Annotated in this window: 14 protein-coding genes; 6 read left to right on the top strand and 8 right to left on the bottom strand. The window is 70.7% G+C overall.

Annotated elements, in window-relative coordinates:
• The coding region (locus VFL64_RS03890) for an ArnT family glycosyltransferase (RefSeq protein ID WP_489539071.1) at positions 1 to 592 on the bottom strand (592 nt) is incomplete at its 3' end.
• Positions 593 to 642: 50 nt separating this feature from the next.
• On the opposite strand from VFL64_RS03890, the gene VFL64_RS03885 reads away from it, so the two are divergent.
• Positions 643 to 867, top strand: a complete 225-nt coding sequence (locus VFL64_RS03885; protein ID WP_489539070.1) for a DUF167 domain-containing protein — start codon at positions 643 to 645, stop codon at positions 865 to 867.
• Between the two features lie 10 nt (positions 868 to 877).
• On the opposite strand, the gene VFL64_RS03880 is transcribed toward VFL64_RS03885, so the two are convergent.
• Positions 878 to 2,539 (bottom strand): SulP family inorganic anion transporter, encoded by a 1,662-nt coding sequence (locus tag VFL64_RS03880; protein ID WP_489539069.1) that lies wholly within the window; start codon positions 2,537 to 2,539, stop codon positions 878 to 880.
• 70 nt (positions 2,540 to 2,609) lie between these two features.
• Between VFL64_RS03880 and VFL64_RS03875 the strand changes: the two genes are divergently transcribed.
• The 3 genes from VFL64_RS03875 to VFL64_RS03865 all read left to right on the top strand — a co-directional run bounded on the left by VFL64_RS03875 (position 2,610) and on the right by VFL64_RS03865 (position 4,905).
• On the top strand, positions 2,610 to 2,975 hold the full coding sequence (locus VFL64_RS03875) for a hypothetical protein (protein WP_489539068.1): 366 nt from the start codon (positions 2,610 to 2,612) through the stop codon (positions 2,973 to 2,975).
• 92 nt (positions 2,976 to 3,067) lie between these two features.
• Positions 3,068 to 4,006 carry a glycosyltransferase family 2 protein gene (locus VFL64_RS03870; RefSeq protein ID WP_489539067.1) on the top strand — a complete coding sequence of 313 codons (939 nt, stop codon included), beginning with the start codon at positions 3,068 to 3,070 and terminating at the stop codon, positions 4,004 to 4,006.
• A gap of 68 nt (positions 4,007 to 4,074) precedes the next feature.
• Positions 4,075 to 4,905, top strand: coding sequence for a ChbG/HpnK family deacetylase (locus VFL64_RS03865; RefSeq protein WP_489539066.1), 831 nt, complete (start codon positions 4,075 to 4,077; stop codon positions 4,903 to 4,905).
• An 83-nt stretch (positions 4,906 to 4,988) separates the two neighbouring features.
• On the opposite strand, the gene VFL64_RS03860 is transcribed toward VFL64_RS03865, so the two are convergent.
• Positions 4,989 to 5,354, bottom strand: a complete 366-nt coding sequence (locus VFL64_RS03860; protein WP_489539065.1) for a GtrA family protein — start codon at positions 5,352 to 5,354, stop codon at positions 4,989 to 4,991.
• A 1-nt stretch (position 5,355) separates the two neighbouring features.
• The gene (locus VFL64_RS03855; protein WP_489539064.1) at positions 5,356 to 6,321 is read right to left on the bottom strand and encodes a LysR substrate-binding domain-containing protein; all 966 of its coding nucleotides are present in this window, start codon (positions 6,319 to 6,321) and stop codon (positions 5,356 to 5,358) included.
• A gap of 91 nt (positions 6,322 to 6,412) precedes the next feature.
• Here VFL64_RS03855 and VFL64_RS03850 point away from each other — a divergent pair, with 91 nt between their 5' ends.
• Entirely contained in the window at positions 6,413 to 6,838 is a 426-nt protein-coding gene (locus tag VFL64_RS03850; RefSeq protein ID WP_489539063.1) for a nuclear transport factor 2 family protein, read from the top strand.
• Positions 6,839 to 6,841: 3 nt separating this feature from the next.
• Here VFL64_RS03850 and VFL64_RS03845 read toward each other — a convergent pair whose 3' ends face one another.
• Positions 6,842 to 7,849 carry a tripartite tricarboxylate transporter substrate binding protein gene (locus VFL64_RS03845; RefSeq protein WP_489539062.1) on the bottom strand — a complete coding sequence of 336 codons (1,008 nt, stop codon included), beginning with the start codon at positions 7,847 to 7,849 and terminating at the stop codon, positions 6,842 to 6,844.
• A gap of 128 nt (positions 7,850 to 7,977) precedes the next feature.
• On the opposite strand from VFL64_RS03845, the gene VFL64_RS03840 reads away from it, so the two are divergent.
• Positions 7,978 to 10,509 (top strand): PAS domain S-box protein, encoded by a 2,532-nt coding sequence (locus VFL64_RS03840; protein WP_489539061.1) that lies wholly within the window; start codon positions 7,978 to 7,980, stop codon positions 10,507 to 10,509.
• On the opposite strand, the gene VFL64_RS03835 is transcribed toward VFL64_RS03840, so the two are convergent.
• The 3 genes from VFL64_RS03835 to VFL64_RS03825 all read right to left on the bottom strand — a co-directional run.
• A complete protein-coding gene (locus VFL64_RS03835; protein WP_489539060.1) occupies positions 10,490 to 12,043 on the bottom strand; it encodes a methyl-accepting chemotaxis protein in 1,554 nt (517 codons plus the stop codon). The genes VFL64_RS03840 and VFL64_RS03835 overlap by 20 nt on opposite strands.
• A complete protein-coding gene (locus VFL64_RS03830) occupies positions 12,040 to 12,993 on the bottom strand; it encodes a branched-chain amino acid ABC transporter permease (RefSeq protein ID WP_489539072.1) in 954 nt (317 codons plus the stop codon). The genes VFL64_RS03835 and VFL64_RS03830 overlap by 4 nt, the downstream gene beginning before the upstream one ends.
• Before the next feature lie 46 nt (positions 12,994 to 13,039).
• The coding region (locus tag VFL64_RS03825; RefSeq protein ID WP_489539059.1) for a branched-chain amino acid ABC transporter permease at positions 13,040 to 13,749 on the bottom strand (710 nt) is incomplete at its 5' end.

Below are 13,749 nucleotides of genomic sequence, written 5' to 3'. Positions count from 1 at the left end.
CGCGCCGCTTCAGCCAGCCGGCGCCCCACAGCGCGAGCAGGATGCCTGCGAGCGGGATGGCCGACTGGTACTTCGACAGCAGCGCCAGCCCGCCCACCCCACCCAGCCCCAGCCACCACGCCCAGGCCCTTGGGCGGCGCGCGGCCTGGATGGCGAGCCACGCGGCCGCGGCCATGCAGCACATCATCACGGAGTTGTGGTTGAGCAGCTGCGCCTTCCAGCTGAAGGCCCAGTGCAGGCCCCACAGCACCACGGCCAGCGAGGCCAGGCGCGGGCCGATCAGCTCGCGCGCCACGAGCCAGGTGAAGAGGCCGGTGCCCAGCACCATCAGCCCGGCCACCACATAGGTGGCGTAGGGCGTGGGCCCGAGCAGCTTGATCATGAGGGCGAGCAGCCAGGTCGGCAGCGGCGGGTGCTTGTGGTAGCCGCCCTCCATGCTGTGCGCCCAGGTGAACTGCTCGAAGTGATCGCCCTGCTGGCCGGCGTTGATGAGCGCGGGGATCAGCACCCACAACCCGGCCATCGACAGCGCAAACCACAGCAAGGGGTCGCGCGCGGCGGGCCGCTGTGCAGTCGAAAGCAGGGGGGTCATAAGAGGAGGGGTGGCCGCAGGGCGAGGCGATTGTGCTGCAATCCGGCCCCGTGAAGACACTGCAGATCAAGGTCAAGCCCAACGCCCGCGTGAGCGAGCTGGCCGAGCAGCCCGACGGCAGCTGGCTCGCTCAGCTCAAGTCGCCGCCAGTCGATGGCAAGGCGAACGAGGAACTGGTTGCGCTCGTGGCGCGGCACCTCGGGCTGCGCAAGTCGCAGGTCACGATCCGCAGCGGCGCCTCGGGCCGCATGAAGCTGGTGCAGGTGGACGACTGAGCGGCGACGACTAAGGCGCCATGCCTTCGTCGCCGGACACCCCATGGTGGTGGCTCAGGAACAGGCGGCCCTTGAACCAGTTGGCCCAACCGGAGGCGCGCAGCGCATCGAGCACCGGGCCCTTCACTTCCGACAGGTCGAGCTGGATGCCGCGCTCCAGCAGCACCGTCTGCAACGCGCGCAGGGCTTCGAGCCCGCTCAGGTCGATGCGGTTCACGGGCGTCATCTGCAGCAGCACGCGCTTGGTGTCGGGGTAGGTGTCGAGGTAGCGTGCCACCACGCCCAGCAGCTGGCGCGCGTTGATGAAGAGCAGGCTTTCGTCGATGCGCAGGCTCATCACGCCGGGCGTGAGCTCGGTGGCGTAGCGCTCGACGTTGCGGTAGTGCTCGGTGCCCGGCACGCGGCCGATCAGTGCGGCGTGCGGCCGCGCGGCGTGCTTGAGCATCAGCGCGATCGACACCGCCACGCCCACGCCCAGCGCCCACTGCGTGCTCTGCAGCACGGTGAGGGCCGCGACCGCGCCCATCACTGCCGCCTCGCCACGCGAGTAGCGCCAGGCGCGGCCGAAGGCGCCCCACTCAGCCGACGCCAGCACCGGCAGCACGATGCTCGCCGCCAGCACCGCACGCGGCAGCCAGGCCAGCGGCACGGCGAGCAGCAGCACCGCCAGCGCCATGAAGAGCGCGGCCCAGACACCCGCCATGCGCGTGCGCGCGCCCGCATCGGCGTTGACCGCGCTGCGCGAGAAGCTGCCGCCCACCGGCATGCCCTGGCCGATGCCGGCCACCAGGTTGCTGGCCGCCAGCGCCGCGAGTTCGCGCCGACCGTCCACGTGCTCGCTGCGCTGCAGGGCCAGGTTCTCGGCCACCGCGAAGCTGCTGACGAAGGTGACCAGCGCGATCAGCGAGGCTCCCGGCAGCAGCTGCCACCACAGCGCCGCGTCGAAGGGCGGCAACGCAAAGGGCAGGCCGATCGCCGGCAGCGGGCCCGTCACCGCCACACCGTGGTCGGGCGCGGCGCTGGCCCAGGCCAGCAGCGAGGCCAGGCAGATCACTGCCAGCGGCGCGGCGCGGGCCAGCATCGCATGGCGGCGCGACAGCCGCCGTGCCAGCAGCAACAGCACCAGCGCCCCGGCCCCATAGGCCGAAGTGAGGGCATGGCCCCAGCCGCCGCTCTGCCACCACGAGCGCGCCAGCTCGGGCGTGCTCGCGCCGTGCGCCGTGCTGCCCAGCAAGGCCGGCAGCTGCGACAAGGCGATCGACACCGCGGCGCCGGTCGAGAAGCCCTGCAGCACCGGCGCGCTCAGCAGCGAGGCCAGCGCGTCGAGCTTGAAGAGCGCCGCCACCGCCAGCAGCAGCCCCACCTCGGTGGCCAGCACCAGCGCGGCGATCGAAGGGCTCACGCCTTCGGCGCCGACCACCGGGGCCATGGCTTGCGCCGTCATCAGCGCCAGCACCGCGGCCGGGCCGACCGAGGCCACGCTGCTGGAGCCGAGCGCCGCGTAAGCCAGCATGGGCAGCAGGCTCGCATAGATGCCCACCTGCGGCGGCAGGCCGGCCAGCAGCGCGTAGGCCAGGGCCTGCGGGATCAGCAGCACGGCCACGATGGCGCCGGCCAGCAGGTCGTCGCGCAGGGCGGTCTGCCGGTAGGCCCGGAGGTGGGGGGTGAGCATGCGCGGATTGTGTCTTGACGTTGCCCATGCTGCGCCGCACGATTCACGCTTCACGGCACGGGAGGTCTCCATGACTTGGCTCAACTTCAGCCCCGAGGTGCACTGGCCGTTCAGCGGCGCGGTCACGCAAGACATCCACGCCAGCCTGCTGGCCAAGGCCGGCAGCAATGAGGTCGAGGTGCGCGCGCTGCGCGAGGTGGCCTCCTACGGCAAGCAGATCGGCGTGATGAGCGACCTGCTGCTGGCGCTGGTGGCCACGGTGCAGCCCAAGAAGCTCGGGCCCGAAGGCGAGCACGCGCTCGAGCAGCTGTGCCAGATCGTGGGCGACATCCAGCGCATCAAGAACGAGCAGAACCCCTTGCCCGATTCGCCCGAAGAGGCGCGCGAGCTGATCGCCGCGCTGAAGGAACGCTTCCCCGAACTCAAATCGGCCTGAAGTCCACGTACAGTGCCGAGTCTGACCTCGGTGCCCCGTCCGACCGCATGCAAGCCGCCTCCCGCCCCGCACGCCCTTCCATCAGCTGTATCTTGCCGGCCTTCAACGAGGCCGGCAACCTGCCCACCCTGCTGACGCGGCTGCTGCCGCAGCTGGCCGCGCTGAGCGACCGCTTCGAGGTCGTCATCGTCGACGACGGCAGCTCCGACGACACGGCCGCGGCCGTCGCGCCCTGGGTGGTCAAGGGCGGCGTGCGCCTGCTGCGCCTGTCGCGCAACTTCGGCAAGGAACACGCGCTCACCGCCGGCATCGACCACGCCGCCGGCGACGTGGTGGTGCTGATGGACGCCGACCTGCAGCACCCGGTGGAGCTGATCGCCCAGATGGTCGAGGCCTGGCGCGGCGGCGCCGACATGGTGTGCACCGCGCGCGCCTCGCGCGCCGACGAGAGCCTGCCCAAACGCATCGGCACCGCCCTCTTCTACTGGATGGTCAACCGCAAGGGCAGCAAGGTGCAGATCCCCGTCGACGCGGGCGACTTCCGTTTGATGGACCGCTGCGTGGTCGACGCGCTCAAGTCGCTGCCCGAGCGCAACCGCTTCATGAAGGGCCTGTACGCCTGGGTCGGCTTTCGCACCGAGATCATCGACTACCACCCCGCCGAGCGGCAGGCGGGCCAGAGCAGCTTCTCGCTGCGCAGCCTGGTGCGCCTGGCGCTCACCGGCGTGACGGCGTTCTCCAACCTGCCGCTGCGCCTGTGGAGCGCGGTGGGCGCGCTGATCGCCGTGGGCGCCATCGGCTTCGGCGTGCTGATCATCATCGAGCACTTCATCCGCGGTCACGACGTGCCCGGCTGGGCCACCCTGGTCACGAGCCTGATGTTCTTCAGCGGCGTGCAGCTGCTGTCGATCGGCATCCTGGGCGAGTACGTGGGCCGCATCTTCGACGAGGTGAAGCAGCGCCCGATCTACCTGATCGCGAGCGACCAGGGCACCGGTTTGGCTGCACGCGACGAGACCGCCGCAAGATGAAGGCGGGCGCGGGGGCCGAGCGCCGGGCCGCTCCCAAGCCGGCCCCCATCCCCTCGGGGGACCGACCGATGTACCCATCGGGCGAGGGGCGCACTCTCACGATCTGTGCCGACGACTTCGGCATCGCCCCCGGTGTGTCACGCGGCATCGCCATGCTGGCGCGCGCCGGGCGGCTCACGGCTGTCTCGTGCATCACCAACGCGCCGCACTGGCGCGAGGCCGCGCCGCTGCTGCGCGAGCTGCCGGGCACGGTCACCGTCGGCTTGCACTTCAACCTCACCGAAGGGCAGCCGCTGAGCCGCGAGCTGGCGCAGGTGTGGCCCGCCCTGCCCTCGCTGCCCAAGCTGCTGCTGCGGTCGCACCTGCGTGCCCTGCCGCTGGCCGCGCTGCGCGTGGAGTGGCAGGCGCAGGTCGATGCCTTCGTGCAAGCCACCGGCCGCGCGCCGCAGATGGTCGACGGCCACCAGCATGTGCACCACCTGCCCGGCCTGCGCCAGGTGGTGCTTGACGGCATCGCACCGCTGTCGCCGCGCCCGGCCGTGCGCAGCACCGCGCGCCTGCTCGGCCCCGGCTTTGCCTTCAAGCGCTTTGTGATCGAGCGCACCGGCGGCCGCGCGCTGCGCCGCGAGCTGCAGCGCCACGGCCTGCGCCACAACGCCAGCCTGCTCGGCGCCTACGACTTCACCACCGCCGACTACCGCGGCCTGATGCGCGCCTGGCTGGCCACGCTGCCGCGCGAAGGCGGCATGCTCTTCTGCCACCCTGCCGAAACCGCCGCCGCCGGCGACGCCATCGGCGAAGCGCGCCTGCGCGAACTGGCCTACCTGGAAAGCCCCGCGTTCAGCGCCGACCTGGCCGAGGCCGGTGTCACGCTTGGCCAGAGCTGGGTGCGTGCCTGAGCGGGCGCTGCGCCGAGCGGAGTTCCCGAACAGCCGGCGGTGCTCATGGTGGGAAGGGTCGTGGCATCCGTGGGCGCCCGCCGTCACCGGAAGGTCCACACCCGGTTCACCGCAAACGTCAGCACCAGGCTCGTCAAGGTCGCCATCACCTGCCCGATCAGGTAGTGCCAGCCGGCCTGCACCACGGCGCCCACCACCGCCATGCCGACCACGGCGCCGAGCAGCGCCGTGCCCTGGAACTTGAGCCACGCTGGCCCGAGCGGGCCGCGGTGCCCGAAGGTGAAGTGCCGGTTGCCGAAGAAGGCCACCTGCGCGCCGACCACCGCGCCCACGCCGGAGCCGATGAAGGCGGGCCAGTGCGCCGCTTCCACGCACAGCACCAGCACCAGGTAGTGCACCGCGGTGGCGACACCGCCGACCAGGCCGTAGCGCAAGAAGCTCTGGAGCATGTCAGCCCGCCGCGCGCATGACCATGCGCTGCAGGGTGGCGTCGCAGCGTGCCACGGTCTTGGCGGATTCCTCCTGCAGCCAGGCGACGAAGGCGGCCACGTCGGCGTCGCCGTGGTTGCGTGCGGGCCAGCGGGCCACGTGGTGCTTGCTGGAGAGCATGGGCTCCACGCCGTCGATGGCCACCACCAGGCGCTTCGCTTCAAGCGCGTCCTGAACCAGCAGCGAGCGCGAGAGCGCCACGCCGGCGCCTTCGATGGCGGCGGAGAGCACCAGGCCCATGTCGGCCAGGTGCAGCTCGTGCGTGCCATCGGTGGGCGCGTCGACGCCCAGGCGGCTGAGCCACAGCGGCCAGCTCCACTCGCCCACCCGGCCCGAGGCCTTGTGCAGCAGCGTCATCTGCGCGAGCGCTTGCGGGTTGCGCAGCGGCCGCCCGCCGGGCAGGAGGCGTGGGCTGCAGACGGGGAACACGCGCTCGGTGAACAAGGGCTGCTGCTCGTTGCTGGCGGGTTCGTCTTTCGCCACAGACCAGGCGATCCACACGTCGAGATTCGGCGGCAGTGGCTGGCCGGGCTCGATGGGCAGCAGCTCCACCGACAGGCTTGGCCGCTGCGCCATGAAGCCCGGCAGGCGGCCCACCAGCCACCACGACGAGAGCGCCGGCCCTGCGCCCACGCGCAGGCGGCGCACCTTCTGGCCGCCCAGCCGCGCCAGGCCGTCGAGGCAGTCGCTCAATTCGGGCAGCAAGGCCAGGCCGGCCTCGGTGAGCGTGAGGCCGGGGTTGAGGCGGTTGAGCAGGCGCTGGCCCAGGTGCTCTTCGAGCCGGCGCACGCGGTGGCTCACGGCGCTTTGCGTGAGGCTCAACTCGGCCGCCGCACGCGTGAAGCTCAAGTGCCGCGCCACCGCCTCGAAGGCGACCAGTTCGGGAAAGGGCGGCAGTCGGCGCATCTGCGCATGATATGGATTCATGCGCGGTGCCGGAATGATCATTTGGCCGCGCGCGGCCTCGTGCCCATAGTGCGACCCCTTGAATCAACACACACGACAAGGAGTCGATCTCATGGACGCTGCTGCAGACAACAACCGACAGCTGATGCAAGCCATCTTCGCCGGCCTCGCCAAGGGCGACAACCGGCTCTTCGTCGAGAGCCTGGCCGATGACGTGGTGATGCGCGTGACGGGCCAGTACTCGTGGTCGCGCACCTTCCACGGCAAGGCCTCGCTGCTGCGCGACCTGTACGGCCACTTCCGTCAACGCGTGCAGCCGGGCGGACGCGTCATCGCGCAGAGCATCGTGGCCGCGGGCGACATGGTGGCCGTGGAGGCGCGGGGCGACATGGTCAGCACCACGGGCCAGCGCTACGACAACGACTACTGCCTGGTGTTCAGGCTGGCCCAGGGCAAGATCGTCGAGATGCGCGAGTACTGCGACTCGGTGCTGACGGAGTCGGCGCTGGGCAAGTTTCCGGCGAGCGCGGAAGGATGAAGATCAGTCCACTTTGGCGCCGGAGATCTTCACCACCTGCGCCCACTTCTTGGTCTCGGCGGCGATGTAGGCGCTGAATTCCGCCGGCGTCATGCCGCTCGGGATCGCGCCTTGCGCCAGCAGCCGCTCCTTGAGCGCGGGTGTGCCGAGCGCCTTGGCACTTTCCTGCTGGATGCGGTTGACGATGTCGGCCGGCGTGCCGGCCGGTGCGAGCAGGCCGAACCACGAGCTGGCCTCGAAGCCCTTGACGCCCGACTCGGCGATGGTCGGCACCTCGGGCAGGGCCGCGCTGCGCTGCGCGGTCGTCACCGCCAGGGCCTTCAGCTTGCCGGCCTTGATCTGCGGCATGGCCGAGGGCAGGTTGTCGAACATCAGGTCCATGGTGCCGCCGATCAGGTCGAGCAGCGCCGGGCCCGAGCCGCGGTACGGGAAGTGCACGAGGAAGGTCCCCGTCATGCTCTTGAACAGCTCGCCGCTCAAGTGGATCGAGGTGCCGTTGCCGCTCGACGCCATGTTGAGCTTGCCGGGGTTGGCCTTCGCGTACTTGATGAGGTCGGCCACCGTGTTGATGCCGACGGCCGTGGCCTTGGCCGGGTTCATCACCAGCACGTTGGGCACGCCAGCCACCAGCGTGATGGGCGCGAAGTCCTTGATCGGGTCGAAGGGCATCTTGGGGTACAGCGACTGGTTGATGCCGTGCGTGCCCACCGTGCCCATCAGCAGGTTGTAGCCATCGGCCGGCGACTTGGCCACCAGGTCCGCGCCCACGTTGCCGCCGGCGCCGGGCTTGTTGTCGACCACGAACTGCTGGCCGAAGGCCTGGCTCAGCTCGGGCGCCATGGCGCGCGCCAGGATGTCGGTGGTGCCGCCGGGCGCGAAGGGCACGACGATGCGCACTGGCTTGCTGGGCCAGGCCTGCGCGAACGCCGCGCCGGGTGCGGCGGCCCAGGCCGCGCAGGCGGCGAGCCAGTGGCGGCGCGAGAGGGTGGGAGCGAGCGGTCGGCGCGTCATGTCGGGTCTCCGATGAAACGTTGTCCGTCGAGTGTGCCAAAGGGCGCACCTGCGGCATCGATGGGTTTCCCGGGCCTTCCCAAGCCTGGGGGGCTGTGACACAGTGGCCCGGACCCCCGGAGCCCGGCGTGACATCCCCCAGCGAACCGCTTCCGAGCACGCACGATCTCGGCGCCATCATCGGCCGGGTCCAGTCACGCTACATCCGCGCCGCGCCGCCGCGCGAGGTCTTCGACCCCCTGCTGACCGACCTGCTGCACTGGACGGGCAGCGGCTACGGCTTCCTCGCCGGCTTGCTGCACGACGACCGCGGCGCGCCCTTCCTGCGCATGGAGGTCTTCACCAACATCGCCTGGGACGACACCACCCGCGCCCTGGCCGAGCGGCACATGCGGGGTGGCCCGCAAGACGCGCTCGAGTTCCACAACCTCGATACGCTGTTCGGTGCGGCCGTCACGCGCCGCGAAGTCGTCATCAGCAACGACCCCGCCAACGACCCGCGCCGCGGCGGGCTGCCCGCGGGGCACCCGGGCATGGACGCCTTCCTCGGCGTGCCCCTGTTCCACGGTGGCGAGATGGTGGGCATGCTGGGCCTGGCCAACCGGCCCGGTGGCTACGACCAGGCGCTGGTCGACCACCTGCAGCCGCTCTTCGCCAGCGTGGCCGCCATCTTCGGTGCGGTGCGCGCCGAACGCGAGCGGCGTGCGGCCACGCAGGCGCTGCTCGCGCAGCAGGAGCAGCTGCAGGCCATCTTCGACATGGCCAGCGTGGGCATCGTGCAGTTGAGCCTCGACGGCATGCCGCGCACCATGAACCAGCGCCTGTGCGACATGCTCGGGCGCACCCGTGAGCAGCAGATGACGATGCGCTCCGAAGACGTGACCCACCCCGACGACCGGGCGGCCGAGGTCGGCCTGCGCGAGCGGCTGCTGAGCGGCGAGATCAGCGAGTACCGCACCGAAAAGCGCTACCTGCATGCCGACGGCCACGCCGTGTGGGCCAACTCCACCATGACGCTCGTGCGCCGGCCCGACGGCAGCCCCGACTACTTCATCCGCGTGATCGAAGACGTCACCGAGCGCAAGCAGGCCGAGCAGGCCTTGCGCAGCAGCCAGCAGCGCTTTCTCGACCTGGTGAGTTCGGTCGACGGCATCTTCTGGGAGTCCGATGCACAGGAACGCCGCTTCACCTACGTGAGCGAGAAGGCCGAGGCGATCACCGGCTACCCCTTGGCCGAGTGGATGGAGGTGCGGTTCTGGTCGCGCCACCTGCACCCCGACGACCTGGAGCGCGGGCTCGCCGAGGTGGCGGCCGTCCAGGAAGGCGGCGGCTCGCAGGTGATCCAGTACCGCTTCATGGCGGCCGATGGCCGGGTGCTGTGGATGAGCAGCCTGGTCACCCTGGTGACCGACGAGGCCGGGCGGCCGCGGCTGCGCGGCCTGATGGTCGACACCACCGCGCGCCGTCGCGCCGAAGAGGCCGCGCTGGCCGCCGAGGCGGCGCTGCGCGCCAACGCGGCCAAGACCGAGTTCCTCTCGCGCATGAGCCACGAACTGCGCACGCCGCTCAATGCCGTGCTCGGCTTCTCGCAGCTGCTGGCGCTCGATGCCACGCAGCCGCTCAGCCCCTCGCAGCAGGCGCGCGTGCAGCACATCGCCCAGGCCGGCGCCCACCTGCTGGCGATGATCAACGACGTGCTCGACCTCTCGCGCATCGAAAGCGGCGGCGTCGCGCTGCAGCTCGACACGGTGCCGGTGCAGGTGGTGGCCAACGAGGTGCTGGCGATGGTCGCGCCGGCCGCGGCCAGCGCCGGCGTGAGCCTGCAGGTCGATCGCAGCGAGCCCGAGCGGGCCCACGCCGACACCTGCGTGCGTGCCGATCACCTGCGGCTGCGCCAAGTGCTGGTCAACCTGGTCAGCAATGCCATCAAGTACAACCGGCCGGGTGGCAGCGTCACGCTGAGCTGGCCGGTCGACGCGGCTGCGGGCCGCGTGCACCTGCAGGTGCACGACACCGGCATCGGCCTCAGCGCGCGCCAGCAGGAGCACCTGTTCGAGCCCTTCAACCGCCTGGGCATCGAGCGCAGCGGCATCGAGGGAACGGGCATCGGCCTCGTCATCACGCAGCGGCTGGCGCAGCTGATGGGCGGCGAGGTGTCGGTCGAGAGCCGCGTCGGCGAGGGCAGCTGCTTCACCGCCTCGCTGCCCTGGGCCCCGCCCGGCCAGGCCGGCACCGCCGAGGCCGGTGGCGACACCGCGCCGGGCGCCCTGCCGCTGTCGCCCTTCACCGTGCTCTATGCCGAAGACAACCCGGTCAACGTGGAGCTGGTGCGCCAGGTGCTGAAGATGCGCCCGGCCTGCCGCCTGGTCGTGGCCTCCAGCGGCGAGCAGGCCCTGCGCCTGGCGCAGCAGGAGCGGCCCGACCTGCTGTTGGTCGACATGCACCTCGGCGACATGAGCGGCCTCGACCTCGCCCGCCACCTGGCACGCGACCCGCAGCTGCGGCAGGTGCCGCGCATCGTGCTCTCGGCCGACGCTTCACCCGACCAGGCCCGCGCCGCGCAGGCGGCAGGCTTCGTGGCCTACCTCACCAAGCCGCTCAACGTGGCCCAGCTCCTGCGCAGCCTGGACGAGCAGCTGATCAGTTCAGCCGGAACGTAGCCACCACGTCGGTCAGCCGCTGCGCCTGCTCGCGCAGGCTTTCGGCCGCGGCGCTCGCCTCTTCGACCAGCGCGGCGTTCTGCTGCGTCACCTGATCGAGCTGCGTGACGGCGCTGCTGACCTGGCCGATGCCCGAGCTCTGCGCCGAGGCCGAGCTGGTGATCTCGCCGACGATGGCGGCCACCTGCTCGACGCTCTTCACGATCTCGCTCATGGTGTCGCCCGCCGACTTCACCAGCCGCGAGCCGGCATCGACCTTGCCCACGCTCGCGTCGATGAGGGCCTTGATCTCCTTGGCGGCCACCGCGCTGCGCTGCGCGAGCGACCTCACCTCGCCCGCCACCACCGCGAAGCCGCGCCCCTGGTCGCCGGCGCGGGCGGCTTCCACGCCGGCATTCAGCGCGAGGATGTTGGTCTGAAAGGCGATGCCGTCAATCACGCCGATGATTTCGCTGATCTTCTCGGAGCTGTCGTGGATCTCGCTCATGGTGGCCACCATCTGCGTCACCACCTCGCCGCCGCGCGAGGCCACGGCCGAGGCACGCCGGGCCAGCTGGTTGGCCTGCTCGGCCGCACTCGCGCTGTGGCGCACCGTGCTGCTCAGCTCTTCCATCGACGAGGCGGTCTGCTGCAGGCTGGAGGCGGCGCGCTCGGTGCGCTGGCTGAGGTCGGCATTGCCGGTGCTGACTTCGGCGCTCGCCACATGGATGCTGTCCGACGACTGGCGGATCTGCCCGACCAGGTCGCGCAGCCGCTGCTGCATCGCCGCCACCGCCGCCAGCAGGCGGCCGATCTCGTCGCGCTGGCCGACCTCCACGTGCGAGCTGAGGTCGCCTTCGGCAATGCGCTCGGCAACGCGGATCGCGCGGTCGATCGGCCACTTGACGCTGCGCGTGATGCGCCAGCCCAGCAGTGCGCCGGCCAACACCGCCAGCGCCACGACGGCGGCGGCGATGCCCAGCGCGCGCTGCTGCCCCGACACCGCATCGGCATAGGCCGTGCCGTTGGCGGCGCGCTCCAGCGCCACCAGCTGCTCGACCTTGCTGCGCCACACCGCTTCTTGCGGCCGGGCCTGCGTCATCAGCGTGGTGGTGGCGCCGATGTTGGAGCCGTCTTGCGCCTGCTTGGCCGCGTTCAGCAGCAGTGGGATGGTGGCCTTCGCCGCCACGGCCAGCTCGCCGACCAGCGCGCGCTCTTCGGTGCTGGCGGGGCTGGCGTCGAGATGGGTGTTGAGCGCCGCCTCGGTCTGCGCATAGCGCGCTGCGGTGGCGGCCAGCGCCTTCACCTCGTTGTCGATCTCGCGCAGGTCGGTCAACAAGGCGATCGAGCGCGCCTGCACCGCCATCTGGTTGATGTGGTTGAGCGCCTCGTGCGCCAGGTCGCTGCGCGCGCTGTTGACCTCGACGATCTGGCGCATGCGCTCGCCGGTCGCGCGGATCTCCAGGCCATTGAGCGTGGCCACGCCCACGAGCATCAGCACCAGGCTGGCAAAGCCCAGCGCCAGCCGCTGGGCCACCGACAGCGGCGGCATCATGCGGTGGCTTCCCGTTTGGTCGGCGCAGGCGTCGGTGTTGGGGGTGGGGCCGCGGGTGCGGTGCGCGGCCAGCGCGCCACGAACTCGCCGACAAAGCCGCGCCGGAAGGCCAGCACGCACACCACGAAGATCGCACCGATGATCACGGTGACCCACGAGCCCACGCGGTCGGCCAGGAAGTTCTGCAACCCGATGATGGTGAAGGCCCCGACCACCGGCCCGGCAAAGGTGCCCAGGCCACCCAGCAGCGTCATCAGGATCACCTCGCCCGAGAGCGACCAGTGCACGTCGGACAAGGTGGCAAAGCCCAGCACCAGCGTCTTCAGGCCGCCGGCCAGGCCGGCGATGGCCGTCGAGAGCACGAAGGCGAGCAGCTTGTAACGGTCGACCTGGTAACCCAGCGAGATGGCGCGCGGCTCGTTCTCGCGGATGGCCTTCAGCACCTGGCCGTAGGGCGAGTGCACCACGCGCACGATGAAGAGGAACACCGCCACGAAGAGAGCCAGCACGAAGAAGTACATCGTGAGGTCGTCGTCCAGCGCGATGAGGCCGAACAGCTTGCCGCGCGGAACGCCTTGCAGCCCGTCTTCACCGCCGGTGAAGGGCGCCTGCAGGCAGATGAAGAAGATCATCTGCGCCATGGCCAGCGTGATCATCGCGAAGTAGATGCCCTGGCGGCGGATCGCGATCAGGCCGACCAGCAGGCCCAGCAGCGCGGCGATGACAACGCCGGCGAGCAGCCCGAGCTCCGGCGGCCAGCCGGCCGAGCGCACCAGCCAGCCGGTGCCGTACGCGGCCGCGCCCATGAAGGCCGCGTGGCCGAAGGACAAGAGGCCGGTGTAGCCCAGCAGCAGGTTGAAGGCGCAGGCGAACAAGGCATAGCAAAGCGCCTTCATCGCGAACACCGGATAGATGCCGATGAAGGGCGCGGCGATGGCGAACACCAGCACGGCCCCGCCGGCGGCGCGGCCCGAGAGCGAACGAACTGCGAACAACTTATTTCTCCTTGCCGAACAGGCCGGCGGGGCGAATCATCAGCACGATGGCCATGATCACGAAGACCACGATGCTCGAGGCCTCGGGGTAGAAGACCTTGGTCAGGCCCTCGATCAGGCCGAGCGCGAGGCCGGTGAGGATGGAGCCGAGGATGGAGCCCATGCCGCCGATCACCACCACGGCGAACACGATGATGATGAGGTTGCTGCCCATCAGCGGCGTGACCTGGATGATGGGCGCGGCCAGCACGCCGGCGATGGCGGCGAGTGCGGCGCCACCGGCATAGGTGAACATCACCATCAGCGGCACGTTGATGCCGAAGGCCTGCACCAGCGCCGGGTTCTCGGTGCCGGCGCGCAGCGTGGCGCCCAGGCGCGTCTTCTCGATCAGCACCCAGGTGCCCAGGCACACGATCAGCGAGGCCAGCACGACCCAGGCACGGTAGTTGGGCAGCACCATGAAGCCGAGGTTGGTGGCGCCTTGCAGCAGGTCGGGCACCGGGTAAGACTGGCCCGACACGCCGAACTGCTCGCGGAACACGCCTTCGGCGATCAGCGCCAGGCCGAAGGTGAGCAAGAGGCCGTAGATCGGGTCGAGCTTGTAGAGGTGGCGCAGCAAGGTGCGCTCGATCAGCACGCCCAGCGCCCCCACCACCAGCGGTGCGAGCACCAGGGCGGCCCAGTAGTTGAGGCCGAACTTCTCCAGGCTCA

Source organism: Rhizobacter sp. (genome assembly GCF_035702065.1).
In the GTDB taxonomy this organism is placed as follows: domain Bacteria; phylum Pseudomonadota; class Gammaproteobacteria; order Burkholderiales; family Burkholderiaceae_C; genus Rhizobacter.
Note: the sequence above shows the minus strand (reverse complement) of the source record. Positions and strands in the feature narration are given on the sequence as shown.